The 24,251-nt window shown below is 41.3% G+C and carries 18 protein-coding genes and 1 pseudogene; 1 reads left to right on the plus strand and 18 read right to left on the minus strand.

The features are described from left to right. Positions 1 to 307: 307 nt before the first annotated feature. The 7 genes and pseudogenes from ACWA2B_RS14685 to ACWA2B_RS14715 form a co-directional block, all read right to left on the minus strand. Positions 308 to 1,735: a 6-phospho-beta-glucosidase gene (locus ACWA2B_RS14685; protein WP_449292333.1), complete on the minus strand. Its 1,428-nt coding sequence runs from the start codon at positions 1,733 to 1,735 to the stop codon at positions 308 to 310. Positions 1,736 to 1,764: 29 nt separating this feature from the next. Beyond that, on the minus strand, positions 1,765 to 3,264 hold the full coding sequence (locus ACWA2B_RS14690; protein ID WP_449292334.1) for a glucose PTS transporter subunit IIA: 1,500 nt from the start codon (positions 3,262 to 3,264) through the stop codon (positions 1,765 to 1,767). Positions 3,265 to 3,320: 56 nt separating this feature from the next. Further along, positions 3,321 to 3,632 (minus strand): PTS transporter subunit EIIB, encoded by a 312-nt coding sequence (locus ACWA2B_RS14695; RefSeq protein ID WP_449292335.1) that lies wholly within the window; start codon positions 3,630 to 3,632, stop codon positions 3,321 to 3,323. A 186-nt stretch (positions 3,633 to 3,818) separates the two neighbouring features. Next, positions 3,819 to 4,700 (minus strand): LysR family transcriptional regulator, encoded by an 882-nt coding sequence (locus ACWA2B_RS14700; protein ID WP_029515212.1) that lies wholly within the window; start codon positions 4,698 to 4,700, stop codon positions 3,819 to 3,821. 247 nt (positions 4,701 to 4,947) lie between these two features. Beyond that, positions 4,948 to 5,799: an aldo/keto reductase gene (locus ACWA2B_RS14705; protein ID WP_069011872.1), complete on the minus strand. Its 852-nt coding sequence runs from the start codon at positions 5,797 to 5,799 to the stop codon at positions 4,948 to 4,950. Positions 5,800 to 5,878: 79 nt separating this feature from the next. Further along, a complete protein-coding gene (locus tag ACWA2B_RS14710; protein ID WP_069011874.1) occupies positions 5,879 to 7,108 on the minus strand; it encodes a multidrug effflux MFS transporter in 1,230 nt (409 codons plus the stop codon). Positions 7,109 to 7,177: 69 nt separating this feature from the next. Next, positions 7,178 to 7,766 (minus strand): annotated as a pseudogene (locus ACWA2B_RS14715) (alcohol dehydrogenase catalytic domain-containing protein); the annotation flags it as partial. Positions 7,767 to 8,063: 297 nt separating this feature from the next. Between ACWA2B_RS14715 and ACWA2B_RS14720 the strand changes: the two are divergent. Further along, a complete protein-coding gene (locus ACWA2B_RS14720; protein ID WP_069011876.1) occupies positions 8,064 to 8,615 on the plus strand; it encodes a TetR/AcrR family transcriptional regulator in 552 nt (183 codons plus the stop codon). A gap of 1,433 nt (positions 8,616 to 10,048) precedes the next feature. Here the strand turns inward: ACWA2B_RS14720 and ACWA2B_RS14725 are convergent. From ACWA2B_RS14725 to ACWA2B_RS14775, 11 genes are all read right to left on the minus strand, one after another. Next, positions 10,049 to 11,386 (minus strand): DUF418 domain-containing protein, encoded by a 1,338-nt coding sequence (locus ACWA2B_RS14725; protein WP_342435145.1) that lies wholly within the window; start codon positions 11,384 to 11,386, stop codon positions 10,049 to 10,051. 209 nt (positions 11,387 to 11,595) lie between these two features. Next, a complete protein-coding gene (locus ACWA2B_RS14730) occupies positions 11,596 to 14,409 on the minus strand; it encodes a M14 family metallopeptidase (protein ID WP_449292336.1) in 2,814 nt (937 codons plus the stop codon). A gap of 101 nt (positions 14,410 to 14,510) precedes the next feature. Continuing rightward, complete coding sequence (locus ACWA2B_RS14735) at positions 14,511 to 15,515, minus strand: LCP family protein (protein ID WP_029515222.1); 1,005 nt, start codon at positions 15,513 to 15,515, stop codon at positions 14,511 to 14,513. A gap of 46 nt (positions 15,516 to 15,561) precedes the next feature. Next, a complete protein-coding gene (locus ACWA2B_RS14740) occupies positions 15,562 to 16,260 on the minus strand; it encodes an SGNH/GDSL hydrolase family protein (protein WP_340885513.1) in 699 nt (232 codons plus the stop codon). Positions 16,261 to 16,287: 27 nt separating this feature from the next. After that, entirely contained in the window at positions 16,288 to 18,063 is a 1,776-nt protein-coding gene (locus ACWA2B_RS14745) for an acyltransferase family protein (RefSeq protein ID WP_342435143.1), read from the minus strand. 185 nt (positions 18,064 to 18,248) lie between these two features. Next, positions 18,249 to 19,388 (minus strand): hypothetical protein, encoded by a 1,140-nt coding sequence (locus ACWA2B_RS14750; protein WP_029515227.1) that lies wholly within the window; start codon positions 19,386 to 19,388, stop codon positions 18,249 to 18,251. A 3-nt stretch (positions 19,389 to 19,391) separates the two neighbouring features. After that, the gene (locus ACWA2B_RS14755; RefSeq protein ID WP_029515228.1) at positions 19,392 to 20,852 is read right to left on the minus strand and encodes a sensor histidine kinase; all 1,461 of its coding nucleotides are present in this window, start codon (positions 20,850 to 20,852) and stop codon (positions 19,392 to 19,394) included. 2 nt (positions 20,853 to 20,854) lie between these two features. Next, the gene (locus ACWA2B_RS14760) at positions 20,855 to 21,553 is read right to left on the minus strand and encodes a response regulator transcription factor (protein WP_069011890.1); all 699 of its coding nucleotides are present in this window, start codon (positions 21,551 to 21,553) and stop codon (positions 20,855 to 20,857) included. Positions 21,554 to 21,884: 331 nt separating this feature from the next. Beyond that, positions 21,885 to 22,178 carry a GLUG motif-containing protein gene (locus tag ACWA2B_RS14765; protein ID WP_342435142.1) on the minus strand — a complete coding sequence of 98 codons (294 nt, stop codon included), beginning with the start codon at positions 22,176 to 22,178 and terminating at the stop codon, positions 21,885 to 21,887. Between the two features lie 147 nt (positions 22,179 to 22,325). After that, complete coding sequence (locus ACWA2B_RS14770; protein ID WP_342435141.1) at positions 22,326 to 22,691, minus strand: hypothetical protein; 366 nt, start codon at positions 22,689 to 22,691, stop codon at positions 22,326 to 22,328. Between the two features lie 642 nt (positions 22,692 to 23,333). Next, positions 23,334 to 23,957: a family 1 glycosylhydrolase gene (locus ACWA2B_RS14775; RefSeq protein ID WP_342435140.1), complete on the minus strand. Its 624-nt coding sequence runs from the start codon at positions 23,955 to 23,957 to the stop codon at positions 23,334 to 23,336. Positions 23,958 to 24,251: the final 294 nt, after the last annotated feature.

Genomic DNA, 24,251 nt, shown 5'->3' on the forward strand with positions numbered 1-24,251 from the left:
TAGGGTTTTGAATATTGTTCTCGCATTCGGAACTTGAACACTAGAGATAAGGCCCATACCCGGCACAGTACAAAAACATGAAGCGGCACCCGCTCCATGTTTTGTACTTAAATTCATAACTTTATTTCCTATTGAGAACACGATCCCGAATAACAAGAAAATGCTTACCACAAGAAGACTTGCTCATGTTAGTGAGAACAAGAGAATATATCGCATTTTAAATTAAGGGTCTTGTTTAGAAAAAGTTTGTAAGCGTCACATCTGGTCGACTGTGATTCCATCATCAACTAGCTATGGCTGTATAAACTTAGTCTAAATCTTCTCCATTGCTACTAATTACTTTCTTATACCAATTAAAGGACTTTTTCCTACTACGACTTAACGTACCATTTCCCTGGTCATCTTTATCCACGTAGATGAAACCGTATCTTTTGTTCATTTCTCCAGAGCTTGAGCTTACTAAATCAATGCACCCCCAGGTTGTATATCCTAGCAACTCTACGCCATCTTCTTTTACAGCAGCTTTAAATGCTCGGATATGTTCACGAATATACTCGATTCTGTAATCATCCGAGATACATCCATTTTCATCAGGCTTGTCCGCAGCTCCCAACCCATTCTCGACAATAAATAATGGTTTTTGATAGCGATCATACAATGCATTTAATGTAATTCTCAGCCCGAGTGGGTCAATTTGCCAGCCCCATTCACTTCTTTTTAAATGGGGATTTCGTAATGTCGGAAAGAGATTGGCAGCGGTTTGAGTATTAACTGCTGGGTCGGCACTTGTTAATCGCGAACCATAGTAACTAAATGAAACGAAGTCAACTGTATTATTTTTCAGAAGCTCCTCATCATCATCTTCCATTTTCAGATGTATATTCATTCTTTCGAACATTTTTTTGGCATAATTCGGGTATTCACCACGAGATTGTACATCCACAAAGAAGTAATGCTCTCGATCCCTTGTTATGGCTTTCCATACGTCTTCAGGAGCGCAAGTATAGGGATAAGTGCTGGCACCCGCCAACATACATCCTATCTTGAATTCGGAATTTATTTTGCGTGCAATTTCAGTAGCTTTAGCACTCGCGGCCAATTGGTGATGAGCTGCCTGATACTTCACAGCTTCTACATCTTCATCTTCATCAAACACCAATCCTGAGCTCCCGAATGGTAGGTGTAATAACATATTGATTTCATTAAAAGTTAGCCAATACTTCACTTTATCTTTGTAGCGAGTGAATAGTGTTTCGCATAGTCTTTCATAATAATCAACCATTTTACGGCTTCTCCAAGAACCGATGGTTTTTACCAAATGCATCGGCACATCAAAATGAGTGATCGTTACTAAAGGCTCTATATTATATTTTAAACACTCATCAAAAACATCATCGTAGAACTTCAAACCTTCTTCGTTGGGTAATGGATCATCCCCATTTGGATAGATTCGTGTCCATGCAATAGATAAGCGGAAGCATTTGAAGCCCATTTCTGCAAATAAAGCAATGTCTTCTTTATAATTATGATAAAAGTCGATGGCTTCATGGCTTGGATAGAAATGTTCATCATCACATTCCATCATTTTCATCTTACCTTTCATTACAGAAACGCGATCCTGTCCTGCGGGTATAACATCGACGGTTGACAATCCCTTATTCCCTTCCAAATATCCACCTTCACATTGGTTTGCAGCAGTTGCTCCTCCCCATAAAAAGTCTTTGACTAAAGTCATTTATAATCCACTCCTTGAATTTGATATGGTTACACTATTAGGACTAACAACTCATTGTTAAAATCAGTGACTGCACTACTGTTATTAGTTAGCACATCAGCATAACTGTAAGTATTCGTAACGATCACCGGGGTCTGGGTAACATATCCTTCCTCTCTGATTTTCTCCAAATCAAACGTGATTAGTGTCTGTCCCTTGGTAATTCTCTGACCCTCTTCAACATGAGCTTCAAAGTACTTCCCATTCAGTTTAACGGTGTTCAATCCTATATGGATGAGTATTTCAACCCCATCATCGGAGAGTAAACCGATTGCGTGTTTCTTGGGAAACAGCGAAACAATTTTCCCATCAAAAGGAGCGACCACTTTTCCTTCGCTTGGCTCAATGGCAACTCCTTTTCCCATTGCTTCTGTGGAGAAGGCCGCATCTTGAACATCCTTCAATGGAATCATTTCACCTTTGATAGGACTTGTAATAACCGTATTTTTAAGTGTGATGATTTTATCGTTTGTGGTGACTTTATTCTGCTCAGACGTTTCTTTCTCATATTTTAAGGTTAATAAGTAGGTAAGCACTGCAGTTATAACCGTTGTAATTAATAATGCGATGAGTATATTATAGAAATTCCAAATGTTTTCTCCAATATAAAGCGGAATAGCTGGAAGCCCTGATGAACCTGTTGCATAACGTGAAACTTCCATAACCCCTGCGTAAAGCCCTCCAGCAGCGGATCCAATCATAGCCGCAACAAGAGGATATTTTTTAGGTAAATTAACACCGTAAAGTGCTGCTTCTGTAATTCCCATTAAGCCTGTAATTCCACTTGTAGTGGAGATTTGCTTGGATACTGTATCCTTTGTTCTCCAACTGACAATCAACGCGGCTACACCTTGCGAAATATTGGATATCATGGCTCCAGGTCCAATGATATTTTCATATCCCAATGTCGTGATTTGAGCCAATGATAACGGAACGATACTGTGATGAAGTCCAAACATAACAAGGAGTGGCCAGAAGGTTGCAATTATGAAAATGACCACCCATGCTCCGTGCGATCCCAAAAAATCAAACCCCATTGCCAAATATGTTCCGAAGAAAGAACCTAGCGGTCCTAGTGCAGTTAAGGAAATAAATCCAACAACCAGAATGGTAAACATCGGAACAAAAATAATTTTTACAGCGTTAGGAATGACTCTTTTAAAGAATGGTTCAATGTAGGATTGCGCCCACACGGTTAATAGAATCGGAACAACCGATGAACTGTAAGCAACAAGTGTCAATGGAATATTAAAAACGCTAACATTATTACCCGCAGTTCTCAATAGATCCAGATTCGGATGAAGCAATATCCCAGCCAACACAAGTGCCAGTACAGGGCTGCATTTTAATTTGTTTGCAGCCGAATATGCTAATAAGAAGGGTAAGAAATAAAAAATGGCATCCGACATGAAATTGATTACATAGTAAGTTTGTGACGCTTTTGAAACTACATTAAATAAGATCAGCAAAGCCAATAGCGCTTTTATCATTCCCGCGCCTGCAATAGCCGGAACGATTGGACTGAATGTACCTGAAATAAAATCGATTAATTTGCCAAAACGCTTACATTTTTTTCGTTAGATAATGTATCATCTATATTTTCTGCATGTTTTATATATTTGATCACTTCCTCATATACTTCTTCAACATGGGTGCCAATAACCACCTGAAATTGTCCGCCGCTTTCAATCGCATCAATCACGCCATCTAAAGCTTTAATAGCGTCTTGATCGGCTTTTTTATTTTGGTTTAGTGCGAATCTAAGCCTTGTCATACAATGAGTTAGTGTTGATACATTTTCACTACCACCAATCTTCTCTACAATATCCTGAGCTAATTTTTCATATTTTTTGCTCATTAGAAAATGCCCCCTCTTCTTGTTGTTGAACAATGAATTACGCCTTTTATTTATTAAACATAAACAACTTTACCTGCTAAATAAAAAAAGTTATTTATCAGTAATATTTAAAGGCTTCATTCAAGCTGCACCTTTAAGATATCACTAGATAAATAACCTTATCCAATACCTATAATCTATGTTTTATTATGCTTGTGAGGCATACTTGATTAATTGAATTAAGTGAGAAGTAGCCTGGTTAAAAATCTTGTGTTTCTTCCAAACAATAACACAACTAAATTTGAGTTCTGGAAAAAATGGTCTGAAGCAAAGATGTTTTGAACCTGTCATCGCAAGAGCACCTTCAATACAAATAGCAGTTCCCATACCATTATCTACAAAATTAACTATGTTAGAAATTAAGTTGTATGTGGCTAGAACATGTATATTTTCATATTCATCAGCAAACCAATTAGCAATTTCATTTTGTACTGTTGGACGACTAGAAAGAAGTAAAGGAACTCCAACAAGATCATTGGGAGTAACATATTCTTTTTGTGCAAGAGGGGATGAAGCCTGTGTTAGAATTCCCCATCGTTCCTTTTGAGGCAATCTGATGAAATCGTATTTTTCAATATTTATGGGCTCTAATAAAATCCCAATTTCAAGTAATCCTTTGTCTATTTTTTCCTTTATATCATCCCCTGTTCCGCTATAAATATAATAATTAACCTGTGGATACTCTTCATGAAAAGCTTTTAATGTTTGAAATAAATAATGCGATGTTAGTGATTCGACGCTTCCTATAGAGATAGTCCCTCCAACCAGATTATTTTGATCTTTGAATTCTCTCTCTGTTTTATCCGCAATCGTTAGGATTTCTTCTGCCCTCTGACGTAAAAGCATGCCAGCATCCGTTAATGACACCTTTTTTTTACCGCGAATAAGCAATTGAGTTCCTAAATTTTTTTCTAAGTCAGCTAATTGTCTGCTTAATGTCGGCTGTGTTACATGTAGTACATTTGCTGCATGCGTAATACTTTCCAAACGAGCGACTGTAAGAAAATAACGAAGCACTCTTAACTCCATGTTTCCCCCTGTTGACAATATGTGCTTATGAATAGATTCAATATGTCCTAGTAATTAACTTACCATCTTAAATACCGTTCTTTCAGTTTACTTTTTCACACACTTCTCTGCCATTATAACCATTAAGCAGTTCTATATGCATATGTTTATATGTGGAATTGAATCGATATATGGGAAGGACTTGGGTACTGTTACGTGAACATAGTGTTGTTGGGTTTGAGCATTTTGTGATAAGGCCTCCCCAAAATTAGTTACGAATTTTCATGTTGCTGAGCCGTTCCACGTTTTCAGGATCGTGAAGGGATAAGATTAAACTCTCTTTGGAATCCAACGTAGCAATCCTTTCCATATCTTCCCTACTCATTTCAAAGTTAAAGATATTAAAGTTTTCGATAATTCTTTCCTTATGAACGGACTTTGGAATCGCAACAATTCCTCTTTGTATCAACCAACGTAAAGCAACTTGAGCCATGGATTTATGATGTTTCTCAGCTATTGATGCCAATACTTCATTTTTGAAAATGTCATTTTTCCCTTCAGCAAATGGTCCCCAGGACTCAATCTGAACATGGTGATCCTTCATAAATTGAGCATTTTCTACTTGTTGTGTAAATACATGCGTTTCAACTTGGTTTACAGTAGGAACGATTTCATGATGAACGATTAAATCCATCAGGCGATCATTTAGGAAGTTACTTACGCCGATTGCCCTGATCTTCCCCTCATGATATAATTCCTCCATCGCACGCCATGAACCATGGATATCGCCAAAGGGCATATGAATGAGATACAGATCCAAATAATCCAGTTGCAGTTTTTTCAGTGATGTTTCGAATGCTTTCCTAGCACTCTTGTAACCTGCATCCTGAATCCAAAGCTTTGTTGTAACGAATATTTCCTCTCTGGGCACGCCACTCTGCTTGATGGCACGACCGACTGCTTTTTCATTGCTATAAACAGCAGCGGTATCAATCAAGCGGTAACCTTCCATTAGGGCATTACAAACCGATTCTTCGCATACATTTTCATCATCAATTTGATAAACCCCAAATCCGAGTATCGGCATCTCGACACCATTGTTTAGTGTAACACTTTGCATTTTAGATCCTCCTGTTTTTTATACTCAAGTCTTAGAATGCTGGGGCCTCGCATAGATCTTAATGTTCGCAAGCGATTGGTTAAGTATTGGATTCAAAACTATTTTTGGTACCGGATAATTTTTTTATCCCTTTAACCAGAATGAGATAGGTAATTATAGATAATAAACTTGTAGAAAAAATAATAATTCCAAAAGGTATAGCAGAATTTTCGCCTGCAATTCCCACAAGTGGAGACGTAACGGCACCTAATGCGAATTGTAAAGTGCCGAGCACGGCGGACGCGCCCCCTGCAATATGCCCCTGCGATTCCATTGCTAATGTAAAAGAGATGGGGCCAATGATCCCAATGGATAAAGCGAATAAGAAGATCGAAATAAACATAGCTGATAATACTCCATGTACTAGTACTATAAATAAGACTGCAGCAGAAGATATAAACGCTAGTATTATTCCGATCAAAAACAATCGACTTTCCGTTACCCGGTCTGCAAGCAGTTTGACGAATTGAGATCCCAAGATAATAGCAAGGCCATTCAACGCAAAGAGGATTGAAAACAGTTGCGGCGACACGCCGTATATGTTTTGATAAATAAATGGGGTACCTGCAACATAGGCAAAAACACCTGCGAACAATATGCCATTGACTAGAGCATACCCTATAAAAGACCGCTTTCGGAATAAGCTATTATAATTTTTCATCAACGCACGGGGACTGCCTGAAATACGTTGTTGTACAGGTAAGCTTTCCTTTAACCCCCATATGGTTATCCCAGTTAACCCTATGCCTAGCACCCCTAAAAATATAAATACACCTAACCAAGAGCTGTATGACATAACCGTACTTCCAGCCGTAGGGGAAATTAACGGTGCCACATTGCTTATCATTGTCAGCAACGATATAAACTTAGTCATTTCAATCCCACTAAACCGATCTCGAACAATAGCGCGCGAAATAACGAGTCCAGCGGACGCAGCAACCCCTTGTATAAATCTTAAAGATATAAACCATCCTATGCTTGGTGCAAAAGCGCATCCAATAGAGGAAAGGATATATAGTATCATGGAAATCAACAAAGGCTGGCGTCTTCCATAAATGTCGCTTAAAGGTCCCATTATCAACTGTCCTAGCCCTAATCCTAACAGACTAGTGGTTAAACTCGCTTGAACCGCAGTTGCGCTTGTTCCAAAAAAAACAGCGATTTGCGGAAGTGATGCAAGATACATATCGACGGTAAACGGCCCCAACGCCGAAAATATGGCCAATATTAGAGCAAAACCGAGAGAATTTTTTTGGGTCTTATATTTCATTCCTTTTACTCCTATGATTGTTTTAATGCTTTCTTTAAACTAACGCATTTGCTTTAGATGTTATGGGTTTGTTACTTCTGCCCCCATAGAATGAGCGATCTCACACCATGTGTCCGAGTCCACCAAATCCAACGACCGCTATATTTTAGCCGGAATCAACACCCCAATGGCGCAGCGGCGGATACGTTGTGATCCCAGTACATAAAAGTGGAGCGGCGACATCAAGATTAATGCCGTCTAGAATTCGAACCACGAAATCCTCCGTTATTACAACGATATGGGTGGAATAACCTCCCTGCGTATATTGTCCATATCTATCGATGACTCCGTAGGTACTCGTATGTCCATTAAGACAATATTGCTCCTTTCCTCTACGGCAACTCTCGCACTCTCCACAGGAATCAACCATACAGCCAACTTCTACTCGGTCACCAACAGTATACTTTGTGACTTCCAAACCAATCTGGGCGAAAATTCCAGCGTGTCCTGGAACGGGAGGATATTGGACTGGCCCTCAATCTCCACGGGCAGTATGGATGTCAGAGTGGCAAATACCCGCATACTTGATCTTAATGAGAATATTATGCGGCTTAAGATCCCTGCGCTCAACTGTAGAACCTTCTGGACCGAACACAGCACGTGCATTAGCATTAATCATATATAACCTCCAATGAATAGAATTTTTATCAGTTAGCTATTTAGAAATTAGTAATGATTATCCACACTTCTTTATTAAACACCATGTGAACACCCTCTTTTCTAAATTTAAGTTCTCCTTTTTTTAGGTAAGTAAGCCACGGAGAGCGAATAAACAATACTGGTTGTTTTATCAACTTATGTCTATTATTATAAAAAAAGAAACCTAAGTTCAATGGTTAAAAAAGCGCAATTTGTTGAAATAGCAACATCATCACGAAAAGTGTTCATTATTTTTTGATCAGGGGGAAAAGACAAGATGATTAAAGTGGATCGGAGAATCCTAAAAACGCAAGAATCCTTAAAAAAAGCCGTTATTGAACTGATGGCTGTAAAAAACTTCGATGACATTACCATTCAAGACATTGCAAACAAGGCAAACGTAAACCGCGGTACAATTTATCTTCATTATCAGGACAAATATGATTTATTAGATCAAATCATGGAAACACACATTAATGAATTAAAAGAAATGGATACGTGGGCATGTCAGATGGAGTGGGCTGATGCTCTTGTTCCATATTTCGAGTACTTTGAGAAAAATTATTTGCTTTTTTCAACCATGCTAGCAGCATCAAAAGGTACACCTTCATCTTTTAGAACGCGGCTACTTGCTTATTTCATGGAAGGGTTCAAAGGGGAGATTGACAAAGAAAGCGGGAAAAATACGGAATTAGTCGAAGATGTGATGTTGCAATATGCTGGGACTGCTTATGTAGGGGTCATTGAATGGTGGATTCGAAATGGAATGCCCTATTCACCGCAAGTCATGGCCACGCAAGTTGGCACCTTGTTAGAAAGAAGTTTTTAATCGGTATTATATTCTGTAAAGAAAATGACCTTTTTCCTTTTCAATAAAGGTCACAGTATATAACGAAACACTAAAACAACGGCAGCCGATTGGCTGCCGCTTCTGCTTGTTTTTTCATTTTTTTTGTTAGAGTTTTCATATTCTTTCTCGGTTACGTTTTCTAACCGGTCTGTATCACCCCAGTGTGAGTACTAAGTATACAAATCCAACTATCCTTCGTAACCCATGCCAATATTTTACGTTCGGTGGAATGTTCACCACATCGCCTGTTTTAAGGAATTGAACTGGTTTTCCGTCTACTTGATACCAACCCTCTACTCCAGTAATTAATAAAACTTGCCCAACATAATGAGAGTGCTAGTTATTACGGGCGTCTGATGCAGAGGTTACATTTCCGATAGCTTTATTGAGGGAGACAGGATTGTTAAACACCAATTGTAAGAAGGCGTTAGCGATAAAGTTTTTTCTTCTTTTGACCCGACGGTAAAGATGGTGCTATTTCTTAAGTGCTCGTACGGAACTGTCACAAAATAAATATGATGGAAGTTAAGGCAAAAAAATATGTGATATTAGAATTTGAATCATTGTGTCTTGTATTGAGTTAAAAATCTCTAAGTTCAACTTCTCTATCTTGCCAACTAGCATCATGCTCTAACGAACAAAGAAATTTTTAAAGCTGCGGGTATTAATGAAAAAGAGATTACTCGTCTTATAAAGAGATGCTTGATGTGGGATAAAGATACAAATATCATCTGGGGTTTTAGGGCTCTCATACCACAAAAAAGAATTTCTAATTATCAAAGAAAAGCCCAAACTTCTGTGGACTTAAATGCTCGGTCATTCTGATCCCAAAACAACCACACTTTACACCCATATTAGAAACGACGAGCAAAATCATACGGTTGAAGATATGGATTCATTCGAATAAGCAGGCATTTATGCGGTCATTTTGAACGCCTTTAATCTTCATTTTAGAACTAATAGCATAAAAGTCACGGTAGACCGAATTTTTTAAACTTTCATAGTAGTGGATTATAAAACCTGAATCTTCTACACTTTAATTGGACAAAAAAATTAAATGTAACAGATACAAAACATCGATATGTATTGTAGATTGGAACAAAAAATAATCATGTCATTCCACAAAGTAACTCTAACTATAGCCGCCCCTTTAAATATTACAAATTCCTCGAAAGAGGCAAACTTGTTGTCATTCTCCCCTAAATATAAAAAAATCCTGATATTATCAGGACTTAGTTGGGGTAAACTTGTTGTCATTGTACAACATAGGCAATACTTAAAACCTGGAAATAAATAACTAAATTAATTCACAAAACCTTTATTTTTTTTATCTGTTGTGATTTTGATCAGTCCGTTTTAATTGAAATCCGATGTTTTCTATGACTATAAATATAGAGTATCAAGAAGGCTATCTACTTTACTGTTTGTGAGACTGGTTGGGTAGGGCAGAACAATCGGTCAAAACGGCGCATCAATCCTTCAAGCGGACCAACAGGAAGCTTAGCAAACAACAATCCCAGCAACAGTGTAACAACTGCAACTATTACGTCGCCGAACGGAACTCCGTCCAGACTGTGCCCAATCTTTGCCAGATACAGAAACCAAACTATTACAAATTGAATGGCATACATGGTCAGAGCCATACGTCCGACTGCTGCAAAAGGCAATAATACAGTAGAGGCTTTTTTGGATATGAGACATGCAACGCCCAATACCAAGAATGAAATTCCTAATCCTATCATCGTTTGGAAGGTCGAAGCGGTGTGCGGAGCCGACTGCAAGAGCATATGCCACATTGGCGATTCCGTATTAAGCGGCCAAATTGCGTATTCATCCGGTGGCTGTACAGGAGCAACTCCTTGCATCCTTACCAGCCATTGTTCAAAGTGGAGACTCCAATTCGGAAGTACAAAAGCAGCCAGTGCTTTGCCAATAACAAGCATAACGATACCACTGCCTGCGAGTATGAGAGCTGTGCGTAATCTGGTCAGGTCAAAGCGGCCAATGGCCATACCAGTAACAAATGCAGGGATCAAGGCGATAGCAGACATTGGACCCCCTGCAATATCACCAAGAAGATAAGCTTTTGAGAAAATACTTGATCCCAGAATCATTAGCGGCGGGGCTGTCACGAGCAAAACTGCTGCTGTTGTAACAATGGTGCGGGTCGAACGGCGAAATAACATAAGGGCCAGCACAAACATAGCTGAATAGGCAGGCAAAATGATGCCATATGGAGTGTTCAGCATAATAAGCAAATAACCAATAATATCAACAAATACTGCACGGGCTAGCATTCGCGCACGGAAAGCGGCCGTTTCCGCTCCCCATTCCATCATGCGCTGTGCCATAATGGAATAAGATATACCCCCGCACAATACAAATAATAGTGTCGTGTTTCCGGAAACAATCGCAGAAACGTTTGGGTTCGATCCGAAGTGCTGCAAATACATTCCCAGCACCGCCATTCCTCGTACTGCATCAAGTGCTACAAGACGCCCGGTGCCCCGCCTTCTTTTCGACTCTTCTACAGAGTTTCGAGAAGGAATATCGGTTTGTGTAACGTCGTAGGATGAATTGGATATACCTGCTGTATCTACTTCTTTATCATCTAATTTATTAGCAACCGTCTTTTCATTTACTTGATTTTCATTCAATTGGCTATTTACGGAAAAGGCTCGTATTTTGATATTGGCCTCTTCCTCATACTCTCTGACGGATCTGCTTATCAGTTTGATACTGCTTAGCAACTTGCATTCCTCCTTGAAAATCCTGGACTCGTATTTTTCATCAACCCGCATGTACAGGATGATGTTACGCTATAGTCCAATATATCCTGCAGATGTCGCTAAAGTTTGATCAAGTTGTAAACAAAATGTCACAGTAGGCGAAACCGTTTTATCGCGAAAACAGCCTTATTCACAGTTGATCACTGGAATAAGGCTGTTTGCAAAATTACTTAGGATTTGCTGGGAACAGCATTAAAAATGGAATTGGCCAGCAAACGGAATTGTTGCTGCGAATGAGCACCATTGGTGAGATCATTAGAGAACACAGTAATATTCTTTTTGTTTTCTATATAGGTGAAGGCCATAATCTTTCCTCTTGCAGCATCGTGACCTGGCCACCAGCCCGCTTTGAAGAAGTTTTCTTTATTACTAATGGTTGCAAGAATTTTTGCAGCTTTAGGTAGTTTCGTAATGTAAGAACCTGTAACGGTGTAGAAGTATTCTTCGTTATCGTAAGGGGCTGTAATCACATTATCCTGTTTGACATTCGCTAGGAAGACCCCTTCGTATCTTTCCCATGTCGGTCCAGCAAACGCAAATTGAGGAATACAGTTTTTCACGTTACCCATCCCCATATTTCCATAAGCAATGTATGGTTTCCCTTTCTCGACAAGTTTATCGGAATCGAATGTATTCACCAACACATCGGCATGCTGCTGATCATCGGTCACTTTAAAACCGAGATTTTTGAGCACATAAGCCGATTCGCCGAGAGCGGCTACCGTAGAAGGTTTAAGAACTTTACCAACGGGTTTGTTATTGCCGAATGCCGTGACATCAAGATAGTATTTCGAGGCCAGCGGGTTCAGATCATCATAGGCGACTGCAAAGTCACCCGCTTCATATCCTGTTCCGCTTTTGGATAGCATCGTAACCACTTTGCCGGATTTAAGCAATTCATTAACCGTTTTGATGGCATCGTTATTGGTGTTTAGGATTAAGACATAGGCAGAATCATTCGGCATTGGTGTGGCCGGAATCGATACGGAAGTCACCGGAGAAGTTTTGCCCGCAAACACTCCGGTTTCTCTAACCACATCACGTTCAAATCCTCGCAGGACAGGAAAATCCTGCACAATCTCGCCAGCTACGGAAGCATAATCTGAGACGTTAATACCATCATATAAAACCATGTTTGCAATGCCGTGTTTGGCCTGGTGCATATTTATGATAAATGAACCCGCAGGGTAGGTTTTGCCAGCAGTACTTACAGCTTCTGTCGAGCGTTCAACCGTTAATCCATTGCGGATAAGATATTCAATCATCCGATAAGCTTCCAGCGGATTTTTTTGAAGACTCTTATCGATCGGCAAAACGTAATACTCAGGAAAAAAATTCTCATTACCGTGACGAGGGCGGCCAATAACTTGATTTTTGACATTGACTAGATACCGATCTACGGCATAATCATCGATGTTATTGATTCCACGTTCATATACTTTTAGCTGGTTCAAAAATAAATTTTCTTTCTTTTGCATAACATAATCGGTTGCTGCAGCGACACTATAATACAATGCTTTGGTCGACTCTTCATTCGATTCAGGTGTTTCCAGCGTATGTCCCATTGCACCATGGTGCATGGCGAAGACAGCTGTATAGGCTGGAGACGCATCGTCCCATCCTGAAGAAGTCCCCTTGGAAACATATTTAGGATTTTCGACTGTTTTACGATGTTCTTCATAAGGAATATGGTAGTAATCATACTTTGTGTTTGCTATACCTGCTTCACCCATCGCTTTTGCCTGTTCTACCATGTTATCCATAAGCAGATCGTATTCAATATTCGGATCGTGAGGCGGTGTGGTAGGCTCAATCAGAAAATTCTTATCAAAGCCATGCAGATCTAGGAAAGAAATCGGCGACCACTTGGCAATTTGCTCTGTAACACTGCGTGTTTCAGGCTGGGTTTGATAAGAATTATCCCGATTCAAGTCAAAGTATTCAGCATTATAACGTTCGGTATGCACCCTTCCATCTGGATTTTCCGTATACAGGAACAGGAAAAACACATGTTCAAGCGCATCATCCATATTCAGAGTGACCGTACTCGATTTTCCATTGGACGAGGTGGTCTTGTACGTAACATTTTTATCGAGAGCCATGGTCTTAAAATAATTGATAATCGCATCAAAGCCCGGCGCTTCATTTGGATGAATATTGTTGATCCAGATGGGCACTTGATAATCTCCGAATGCACCGGATTGAATATCGTTCTCCAGCTTTGCAGGATCATTCAGCATGGCAGGATGAGTTACATTCTGATATTTGTCAATCGTTGCTTGATCTTTGGCAACCACAGTCATATACATATCGCGGCCTTCAACGGATTTGCCGATCGACATCGTTTTAATGTATCTGTCGTTTTTTTGAGCTGCTTGTGCCGTAATCGCATCAATCTCCGGCTTCAGTTCATCATACGTACGGAAGCTGTCGTATGGGACCAACTTAATGGGGGCCTGGGCAACGGTTTTGCCGTTGACTGCTGCAGCCAGTTCATAGGTTCCCATCAATGAGGCGTACAGTGGACGCTGTAGACTCGGTTCGGCAAGATTTTCCGTACCGTAAGTAAGACCAAAATTGATATTGGCAGTGACTTCTCCGTTTTCTGCTTTGACCTGAGTAACGGTGATAAAGGGGGCGCCATTATAATCGTGATCCTTGTACGATTTCCATTCCGATAATGGCTTGCCACCATAAGTCCAGCTTATTTTCTTTATATTGGTACCCTTCGGAAGCTTAAATCTAGCTTTAATGGTTCTTTTCTTCGTCATGGATGCCAGATTGTTATCCAATTTCAGTGTCGGGATATTTTTAACCTGCGTTGAGATTGTTTTTGTTGATTGACTCTGTTTATCGTTTAACAACGTGCTTTCTGTACGTTGTGCAGCATCAGCCATAGCCATGTGCGGAGCAGTGATCTCCAGAAGCATGGCGGCGGATATGGTTAACGCCAAGCAGAACCTTACTATTGGTTTTGTACCCATTCTTTTTCCCCCTATGGATAACCGGAAGACCATGTTGTGCTCATAAAGAGCATTTAACAGACTATTGTCCGGCAAATTACGATTTTATATATTGTCCAATCCTATTCAAGATCTGTTTTCTGCCCGGAAGGATTGTCTGTCATCGAATGAGAAGCGTCGGAGTTTATGGTACTTTGCACAAATTGCTTCAAATCAGTTCGACTTTTTACATCCAGAACAGCTGCTTTGCCCACATAAGTTTCTTTTAATAGCTTCATTGGCGGTATTTGTTCATTTCCCTTTAACGTACTTTGATACCCTACCGAAGCCAAATTCCACATATCGGAGACTGACAAATTGGTATCGATATACGGACTGATTTCCTCTAGAATGGAAGGAAGCTTCATAATGGAAGTCGTTGTTTTGACCTTCTCGGCTAATGCCGTAATAAATTCGCGCTGTCTTTCTGTTCTGGAATAATCGGACATGGCATCATGACGAAAACGAACATATTGAAGCGCCGTTTTGCCGTTGAAATGCTGCTGTCCCTGCTTTAAATTAATATCGTACTCATGCAGATCGGCCTTGCTTTCATAGTACATATCCTTTTCGACATAAAAATCGAGTCCGCCTACAGAGTCCACGAGTTTAATAAACCCCTGGAAATCGGTATATACATAAAAATGAACAGGCACCCCCAGCAATTCACTGACTGCTTTCATCGCCGTATCCGGCCCATGCGTAACAGCCGTGTTGATTCGGTTTTTGCCGTATCCGGGAATATCCGTATAAGTGTCACGCAAAATCGAAAACACATGGATATGCTTATCGGTAGGATTCAACGAAACAACCATCATGCTGTCGGATCTGGGTACCTCGCCCTTGTCGCTTCCACGGGCATCCACACCCATCAGCAAAATATTGACAGGCTCAGTTCCCTCCCATGCTGGAGCTTCCAGAGCTTCGGTATTATCGGTGCTTACATTAATGAACGGGGAGTTTGCCGGAGCCTTATTAAATCCTTCCAGCCCTTTGTAAATCGAAAAGAAATAATAAAAAATAAAGCTTACAGCAGCGACCACAAGTAACAATGTTACAATTAATATCCTCTTTTTCCTCTGTGTCATGTCATTCTTCCTTTCCGAATTATGAACGCGCCTGTCCCTTCTGTATTTAAGATTTTTGCAAGGCTGCTACGAGGAGTGAAGTGTAATATCGGCTACCCCCTGGTTTTAAATGGACGCCATCTCTATAAAAGTATTCATCTTTGCCTACACTGGCCGAATACCAGTCCACCACGCTGACGTTGCTAAACTCATCGGCAACCTGTGCAATCGTGTCATTCACCGTGTTTTGCCATCCTTTCGGAACCCGGGTGGTGACCAAGATTACCTGTCTGGCTCCAGAAAGGGATTGCAGTACGTCGTGCAGTTGGTCTCTGCTAAACGGACCATTGGTGCCGAGTTCGATAATGACTTGGTCTCCCAGTTTGCCTTGGGTGGCTAATTCATTAATGACTTTTACAGCTTGAGACATCTGCCGGCCAACCTTGCCGTCTACCGTCATATTCGGAAGCTGCTCTTTTAAATAAGGCTCAATTCCGACCGTAACCGAATCTCCAATCATCGTGACGCCCTCGCCGTTTAAGGACGCGGATGGTTGAGCTTGTTCTCCGCTGGTACTGGAAGCCCCAGGCTTTTGTGCAGCAGGCTGCATCGCATCAAAATTGTATAGAGAAGAATCCTTGCCGCGTGGTTCGTTATCATCCGAATTTTGCTTTGAATGTAGATGGAGGCCTATGGCTCCTATGACGATAAGAAGAATCATAAAACCCCATAATGCCCTCACTTTTCTGACATTTTTTTTGTTCATACCTAGTTCATCCTTTCCTTTAACATGCTAGTAGGTTTTATCCTGTTTGATAGCATCAATCAAAACCGAGGCATAATACTGAGCTCCTTCTGGTTTCAGATGGACACCATCGTCATAAAATAGATCGTTGCGGTTTTCGCTGGCCGAATACCAGTCGATAAGTCGTACATTTTGAAATTCACCAGCAATTTCACGCAGATTGTCATTTACGGTATTCTGCCACCCTCTCGGTACTCTGGTCGTTATCAGATAAATTTGCCGAGAATCCTGTAGTGAAGTCAGCAAGGACTTCAGTTGACTCTGGTTAAACACGCCGTTGGTGCCGAGTTCAATAATAATTTTATTGCCAAGCTTGCCCTGTGCCCGCAGGTCATCAAGCACATTCCCAGCCTGTGACATTTGCCGTCCCACCTTGCCATCAATGGTCATACCGGGGAGCTGCTTTTCCAGAAACGGGGCGGCATCCAGAATGACGGAATCTCCGATCGCCGTGACCCCCTCTCCTTCTGCGGAATGGCCTGTATTTACATCGGAAAAGCCGGATTGCACCTTTTCTGTCTGGACGGGTTCCCGGCTTACAGTTGCTGGAGCATCAGGCACAGGATCTGGTGAATTCGTCTTCCATGATGTCAGGACCAGAATAATGGCGATAACAATGACGACAAGGCCTAACTGGCTGCCAGCGCCTGACCTGCGGAGTGATTTTAGGGTCCCGCGACGAATGGGCTCTTCGATGTATCTGTAGGAAAGACTTGCCATTATGAAACTGGCCGTTACCTGCAGAGCAATACGTATATAGCTGGCATCTTCGGTATTCATCACCGGACTTGACAAAATAATGATTGGATAATGCCAAATATACAGACTGTAAGATCGCTTACCGATCCAGCTCAGAGGCCGGCAGCCGAGCCATCGTTCCAGTCGATTGGCCGGATGAACAAGTACAGCAATAATAACTGCAGTAATGAGTGATAAATAAAGAAAACCGCCGCGATACAGCGAATCATCAAACTGGTTGGTCTGACCGATCATGATAAACAGCATTACAATGCCCAGCACGCCAGTCATATCCAGCATGGTCCGTGACGAAGAGGATACATTTTCGCTCAGTCTCCAGCTGGGCCAGATTATCGCCAGAGCCGCTCCGATCAAAATGGCAAACACCCGCGTGTCCGTCCCGTAATACACCCTGCTCGGATCTGTTCCGGGTTCGTATATCACGGCCATGGCTATGGCGGATACGGCGGCGCAACCCAGAATGTATAACATCAGTCTTCCTCGTCGCGGCGCAAGGCACAGACCGATCAGTAGAACAAGCGGCCAGATGACGTAAAACTGTTCCTCAATGGAAAGCGACCAGAGGTGACCGATTGGAGAAGGCGGGCCAAAGCTCTCGAAATATGAAACATGATGAAAAATGAGATACCAGTTGTTTACGTAAAAAAGCGAGGATACAAAATGGCCTCTTAACGCCTGCAGTCTGGAGAAATCAGTAATTAAAAGCCACAGTGCCACTGCAGTCAGCATAAAGATCATGGCCGGCAGTAGTCTGCGCATTCGTCTGATCCAGAATTGTATAATGGAGAAACCACTGCGCATCCTCCATTCGAAAAGAATCTGATCCGTAATCAGATATCCTGATAGGACGAAGAAAATCTCCACCCCCAGCAGCCCACCTTCTGCCCATCTGAAATGAAGATGATAAGCAATAACAGCAAGCACAGAGATGGCTCTTAGCCCATCCAGGCCGGTCATATAACGTTTTATGGGTTGATTCAGGTGCAAATTCCGGTTTCCATTCACTATGGTCCATTCCTTGTCCTTATAGGCTAATGATCTTGCTTCATTTACTATAAAAAAAAAGATGTCGCGAAAGTTTGATCAACATGTAAACAAATTGTCACAACGGTTGCAAAAAGAAAAACCTTATTCCGGCTGAACAACCGAAATAAGGTTTTTGACGTCTACAAACATGGCGATCCTCACCGCTATTTCAATTCAATGATCAATGACTCCTTGCTAGGAGAATCCGTTGACGCAGTCTGCGAGGAATCCAATTGTTTTTGTCCTTGAAGCAGTACACTTTTATTGTTCGGATTCCAGTATATATGCGTCGGCACAATTCCGCGATACACCGGTTCCTTATACAGTATATTTCTTCCCTGCACCTTGCCTACGTAAGTAACATTTTGATCATACTCGGTGTATGCGATATTTTTCCTGTCAGGCGAGAATTCAAAATCAAACACTTTTTCCAGAATGACGGAGAGTTCGCCGTTTCGCCGATCATATTCATACAGTGAATTATCCGTTCCGAGAAACACAAACTGGTCGTTATTCATCCAGGCTACTGAATCTCCACCAATCTGACGCTCGTATTGAAATTCAATATTCTTCCCGGAAACCTTCCCCATGGTTAGTATCTTTTTCTGACCTTTTTTTGCACCAAACAACTCCACCAGTATGCTGCGGCCATCATTTGCAATGTTAACACTCAAAAGCGTGTCTTCCTTCATAATGCCTTTTAACTGATACTTGCCAGAAGTTTGAGACCCCATATCGTAGATGTACAGGCTATCCGCTCCATTATCAAACGGATTTTCTACCAGGTAGCCGATATACGAACTGTTGGCCGACCAGGAAACATATTGTACATAAGACTCGTTTCTAGTACTGATCCTGTCTATTTCCTTTTCCTTGCCATCCTGCAAGGAAATAAGCCTTAGGGTTGTCTCCGAGGAAGAACGAGAAAATTCGCAAATATATTTCCCATCGGGAGAAAGTGTCGTATTGGAAGTTACCTTACCGATTCCGGGTATGGCCTTGCTCTGCTCATACGGATAAGTTAAACGTTCCACCGTGCCTCGCTTCAGTATGGTCATGGCTCCGAACGATGCGATAACGGCATTTCCAGACGACCATCCCAGTAGCTCCCCCCGATTTGCAAAACGATCCGGAAGCCGATATATTTTTTGAACCTGAAACGGCCGAGAGCTTTGATCGGTACTGGAAACTTCATTGCTGTCGGCGATGACGACGGTCTCTGTTTTTGGTTCTGAACCGCATCCTGACAGCAGTAATACCACGAGAGATAGGACCAGCAGCATTACAACATATTTATTGCCCATTATTCATTCTCCGTTCCCCGCGGTTTCCAGCGCTTTAAATTCTACCGTAACGATGGTTTCATTATGCTCGTTTGCAATCGAGATGGAACCCGCAAATTCTTCAACGATGGATTTCACAATGCTGAGCCCCAATCCTACACTGCCTTCCTCCGCACTGTCGGAATGAGCTGGATAAAATGGCTGTAACAGGTGTGACAGATGTTCTGCCTCAATCGGATCGCTTGGATTGCTGAAAATCAAGCGGATCTTTTCTTCTGCCCGTACTGCTTTTACCGTTACTACCGAAAACGGCAAACTATATTTTATCGCATTATCTATCAAGTTGATGAACAGCTGTCTGATTCTGTCCCTATCGGCCAACATCATCAATTCCTCATTCATCTCATATTCAATGGTCTTTTTATAGCGCTGTGCCCGGATCATCATCGATTCACATACATCCTGCAGAATTAGCCCGATATCTACCCGATCAAGCTCATTGATCATGATATTTTTGCGTGAAACTTCCAGTAGTTTTAGCACCATCGCATGCAGGCGCTTGCTCTCCTCGATAATATGATTCATCCCTTTGCCAAAAAAAGCACGGTCTTTCTCACCGTTCATTCTGATCAGCTCCGCATATCCCAGAATGGAGGTTAATGGCGTTTTCAGTTCGTGAGTAATATTGTCAAAAAAGCGCTTTTCCTGCTGGTGAAGCTCTTTCAAATGGTCCCGGTCCTTCTCAATAATATGAATCTGTCTACTAATTTGATCAATCATATCGTTAAAATTCTCAGCCAGTCGGCCAATTTCATCCCTGCGTTTAAAGTGAAGGCGGATATCCAGATTCCCGTTTTTCACCTCAGTGGAGGCTTGCGTCAGTCTGGTCAGCGGGATGGTAATATGCCTGGAAAGAATATAGGAAAACAGAAAAGCTGCCGCAAAAATCGCCAGGGCAATATAGAGGGTAATCTGCCGAATCTGTCCGGTTTGTTCGTAGAGTGAGCTGAAATCTTTGTAAAAACGCAGTATGCCCACCTTTGAACCGTCTATAACAACCGGATAGGAGAAAAGGACAGTCGTCTTATTACGATCATAAGTAATGCTGTACGCTGTATTGCCACCAATCGCCTGCTGCAGATCGCTTTGCATGTGCTGCTGAAAAATGGAGCTGTCCGGGGCATAAAGCAATTTGCCCTCCACCGTATACACGCCAATACTGCTGTCCGTGGTATGGTTCAGATTAGTTGCTATTTCCCTCGCAATTTCTCCAAAATACAGCTCATTGCTACTGAAATGGTTAATCAGGAAAGCCTGACGCACATACACGTTGCTGTTATTTTTCAGTCCGATCAGTTCGGAGGTAACCAGATTCTGATTGCTTGTCCGGATAAATTCCTTGACTGTCTGATTGAGCACGACAAAAGAAAGCGAAAAAATCAGAAAAAAACCGATCAGGAATTTGATGCTGATTTTACGTATCATGCTTATCCACCCATTTTTTTAAATTTGTACCCGATTCCGAAGACGGTAGTAATGCATTCGGTGGCGTCTAGCTTTTTGCGGAGTCTCTGGATATGCGTATCAACCGTACGGGTATCTCCGACAAAATGATAACCCCACACCAGATCAAGCAGTTCGGAACGTGTAAAGGTTTTGCCCTGATGTTTAACCAGCATCATAAGCAGATCAAATTCCTTGGGGGTCAATTCAACAGGACGGCCTTCTATTTGGACGAGTCGTTCTTCTTCGATCACTTCAATATTGTCAAACCGAATGACGGCTTTCGTGGCTTCTTCCCTGTCCGAGCTGTTCGCCTGCTCCACTCTGCGCAAAATGGTTCGAATGCGTGCAACAACTTCGCGCAGATCAAAAGGCTTGGTAATATAATCATCGGCACCGAATTCAAGGCCTAGAATTTTATCGGTAATGTCCGATTTGGCTGTAATCATGCAGATCGGTATGTTATAGTCCGTTGTCACCTTTTTGCAAATGTCTAGACCGCTCTGGTCAGGTAGCATCCAATCTAACAGCAGCAAATCGGGCTGAAACGACTGCAGCTCATGCATTCCCGTTGCTCCACTGGCCGCTGTGCGTGTCTGGAACCCCTCCATAGAAAGCCCGTACGAAAGCAAGTCGGCAATCGGGGCATCATCTTCGATAATAAGAATCTTTGCTTTATTCATCGTAATCCTCATCTCTTTTTTTAATACGGTAGGTTTATGACATTGTCCATTATATTAATCATTCAGGGGAAAACAATCAAATGTATATTGTAAATCCTCATACCCACTATCAGCATATAGCCCCACCTTTTCTGTTATAAGAAGCCGTACCATGAGCGTTTTTCGATAAAAACTTAAGCAACATAAGCGATAAACAAACTAAGGTTGCTTATAGGAAGTTCATCCCAGTTCCGGCTGTTATTGGCCTATTCGAAAGGTCAATCATAAATAACGAAATCTTCGCCTGATGTGAAAGTGATGTGTCCGTTGTTTTGGAATAGCTGTTTGTTACCTAGCCAGCATTTTGTCCAACAAGTCCTCCAGCTCGGTTGAAGGTCGTTGTGACTGAACCCGTTGAGTAAGAATTGCTCACGGTTCCGTTAGAATTGTATCCGACTAAACCACCAGCGCGGGACAGTCCATCCACTTGGCCAGTCGCATAACTTTGGCTGACGGTGCCTTGAATATTATAGCCTGCAATTCCTCCAACATATCCAGTAGATTTGGTTCCCCTCACGTTGACAGCCGATATAGACTTAGTAATCGACGCGTTGTTAACACCCGACCAGACCACTCGCATAATCATAGGTGCCCTCTCCGAGCGCTTCTACACTGCCGGATGCAAATACATTACTGATTTGACCGAAACTTATACCAGTAACACTTCCTACGTTCCTATTTCCGATTATGTTAACATCCATTAACCGAACGTTACGAACAATACCTGTAGCCATTAAATTGCCAAAAAACCGACATTCATTGACAAGGGCTGATTAATCGTCAAGCCGGAAATCGTGTATCCTTTCCCATCGAACACACCCGAGAAATTGGCAATCGGGTTCCAAGTACAATCCGTTAATTGGATATTAGCACCCAATTTGTAATAAGCGTTCGGATTAGTCCTGATATCATCCAGCATCGCCGCTGTCGTGATGATATAAGGGTTATGTTCCGTACCGTTTCCCGTTCCGTAAAAAGCATGTGCCCGTGAAGGGGCGACGGGAACAATAGCTGCGGCAAGAATAATGACTACTAGGATTAATTTTAAATAAGAAGTAAGCTTTTGGTTTAGACGAAATTCCTTAATTAATGGTAACAATAAAAGTTCCTCCTTCTTATGCGACAAATAAAATCATCTGAATTGTTTAGGCTAATGCCACCTCATCTCATATAGTACTAAGTACAGCAACGCTATTTTCTCTCAAGGAAAAATTTAAATTTAAGCATGAAAAATAACCGTTCATTGAAAGAACGGTTACCCGCTTTTCAGTTTGTTTTATCGCCGCTGCCTTAAATAACATTCCCCTGGCCTACTAAAATCAGGATGCGATTATATGCATTGCAATATCGACATACATTAAATAAATATTATATATGAAACGATGCTGCTTTCCTGTTCACACAATTACTGTCTCCTTTGTATGTTTTGGCTGTTATTTTGATACGAAGATTTTAGCATGGTATAACTGAACAAATTTTGAACATTCACACTTCTGCTTCTTCGAAGAATGCTCTAATCATAAACCTGGCTTAGATATTAATGAACCGAGAAGACTCAGCTGATATGTGACGGTTTCATTGCCCCTAAAGCCTCCATTTAGACGACTTCTAGAGCAACTTTGTATTGTCTACCAACAACAGCAAGCCACTAATCCTAGACTAACAGATTAGTGGCTTGTTCGTGGAGTTTATAAGGGACTCATATTAAAGTTCTCAGCGGAGTTTCTTGTTCAACGGGTCCTTAAATTTCTTTCCCATTTGACTCAACAACTTTTTTGTACCAATAAAAAGAATCTTTTTTATAATGCTTTAATTGTTTGATATCATCATCTGTTCGATCTATATAAATTAATCCATACCGTTTTTTATATCCGTTACTAGTGGATAATAAATCGATGGCAGACCACGGATTATAGGAAATGACCTTTACACCAAAATCAATCGCTTTTTTAACTGCGAGGATATGTTTTTTCAAATAATCAATTCTGTAATCATCATGAATCCTCCCATCAATGGTCAACTCGTCGTATGCACCAAGACCATTCTCTGTGATCATCAAGTGCATATTATATCTTGTATAAATATCACGCAAAATGTATTCCAGTCCAGTTGGATCTATAGCCCAGTCTGTAGTCTCCAGAGCAGGATTCTCGCACATTTCATAGAAGCCCGGATGTGTTTCGAAGCCAGATATTTCTCCCTTGATACCAGAGACATTAACTCCCGACCACTGTTCATCGGCAACCTCTGGACAGGCTTTGGCTGTGTCACTGGCATAGTAATTCAGAGCCAAAAAATCAGATTTTAAATATGAGTGGTTGATTTCAAATGGTTTTTCGCAATAATTTGTTACCTCTAGATCCATTCCAATTAATACCTAGTGATCATATTCTAGCTCTCCATAAAACGTGACTTCTCAGTTAAGCTTCTTACTAAAAGCAAACCATCTATTTACCCCAATCTTATTTAACTTGGTAGGTGTGTACATACATTCACCCCATTATGGGAGAAATTGTATCAATGGAATGATTCGTCAAATACTTCAATATTCCTTTTTCTAAGAGAATCTAATTATGTCGAAATAAATCCTATAATTTCGATTAAAGCGAAATTATCTTATGTCATTCCCATAAGTAACTCTATCTAATAGCCGCCGCAT

It is taken from the genome of Paenibacillus sp. CMM36, from assembly GCF_053570945.1.

What these genes read in the sequence shown, in the direction of transcription:
- ACWA2B_RS14685 (WP_449292333.1), bottom strand. Translation starts at nt 1,735, where the DNA reads ATGACTTTAGTCAAAGACTTTTTATGGGGAGGAGCAACTGCTGCAAAC.
- ACWA2B_RS14690 (WP_449292334.1), bottom strand. Translation starts at nt 3,264, where the DNA reads ATGATAAAAGCGCTATTGGCTTTGCTGATCTTATTTAATGTAGTTTCA.
- ACWA2B_RS14695 (WP_449292335.1), bottom strand. Translation starts at nt 3,632, where the DNA reads ATGAGCAAAAAATATGAAAAATTAGCTCAGGATATTGTAGAGAAGATT.
- ACWA2B_RS14700 (WP_029515212.1), bottom strand. Translation starts at nt 4,700, where the DNA reads ATGGAGTTAAGAGTGCTTCGTTATTTTCTTACAGTCGCTCGTTTGGAA.
- ACWA2B_RS14705 (WP_069011872.1), bottom strand. Translation starts at nt 5,799, where the DNA reads ATGCAAAGTGTTACACTAAACAATGGTGTCGAGATGCCGATACTCGGA.
- ACWA2B_RS14710 (WP_069011874.1), bottom strand. Translation starts at nt 7,108, where the DNA reads ATGAAATATAAGACCCAAAAAAATTCTCTCGGTTTTGCTCTAATATTG.
- ACWA2B_RS14720 (WP_069011876.1), top strand. Translation starts at nt 8,064, where the DNA reads ATGATTAAAGTGGATCGGAGAATCCTAAAAACGCAAGAATCCTTAAAA.
- ACWA2B_RS14730 (WP_449292336.1), bottom strand. Translation starts at nt 14,409, where the DNA reads ATGGGTACAAAACCAATAGTAAGGTTCTGCTTGGCGTTAACCATATCC.
- ACWA2B_RS14735 (WP_029515222.1), bottom strand. Translation starts at nt 15,515, where the DNA reads ATGACACAGAGGAAAAAGAGGATATTAATTGTAACATTGTTACTTGTG.
- ACWA2B_RS14740 (WP_340885513.1), bottom strand. Translation starts at nt 16,260, where the DNA reads ATGAACAAAAAAAATGTCAGAAAAGTGAGGGCATTATGGGGTTTTATG.
- ACWA2B_RS14750 (WP_029515227.1), bottom strand. Translation starts at nt 19,388, where the DNA reads ATGGGCAATAAATATGTTGTAATGCTGCTGGTCCTATCTCTCGTGGTA.
- ACWA2B_RS14755 (WP_029515228.1), bottom strand. Translation starts at nt 20,852, where the DNA reads ATGATACGTAAAATCAGCATCAAATTCCTGATCGGTTTTTTTCTGATT.
- ACWA2B_RS14760 (WP_069011890.1), bottom strand. Translation starts at nt 21,553, where the DNA reads ATGAATAAAGCAAAGATTCTTATTATCGAAGATGATGCCCCGATTGCC.
- ACWA2B_RS14765 (WP_342435142.1), bottom strand. Translation starts at nt 22,178, where the DNA reads ATGATTATGCGAGTGGTCTGGTCGGGTGTTAACAACGCGTCGATTACT.
- ACWA2B_RS14775 (WP_342435140.1), bottom strand. Translation starts at nt 23,957, where the DNA reads ATGGATCTAGAGGTAACAAATTATTGCGAAAAACCATTTGAAATCAAC.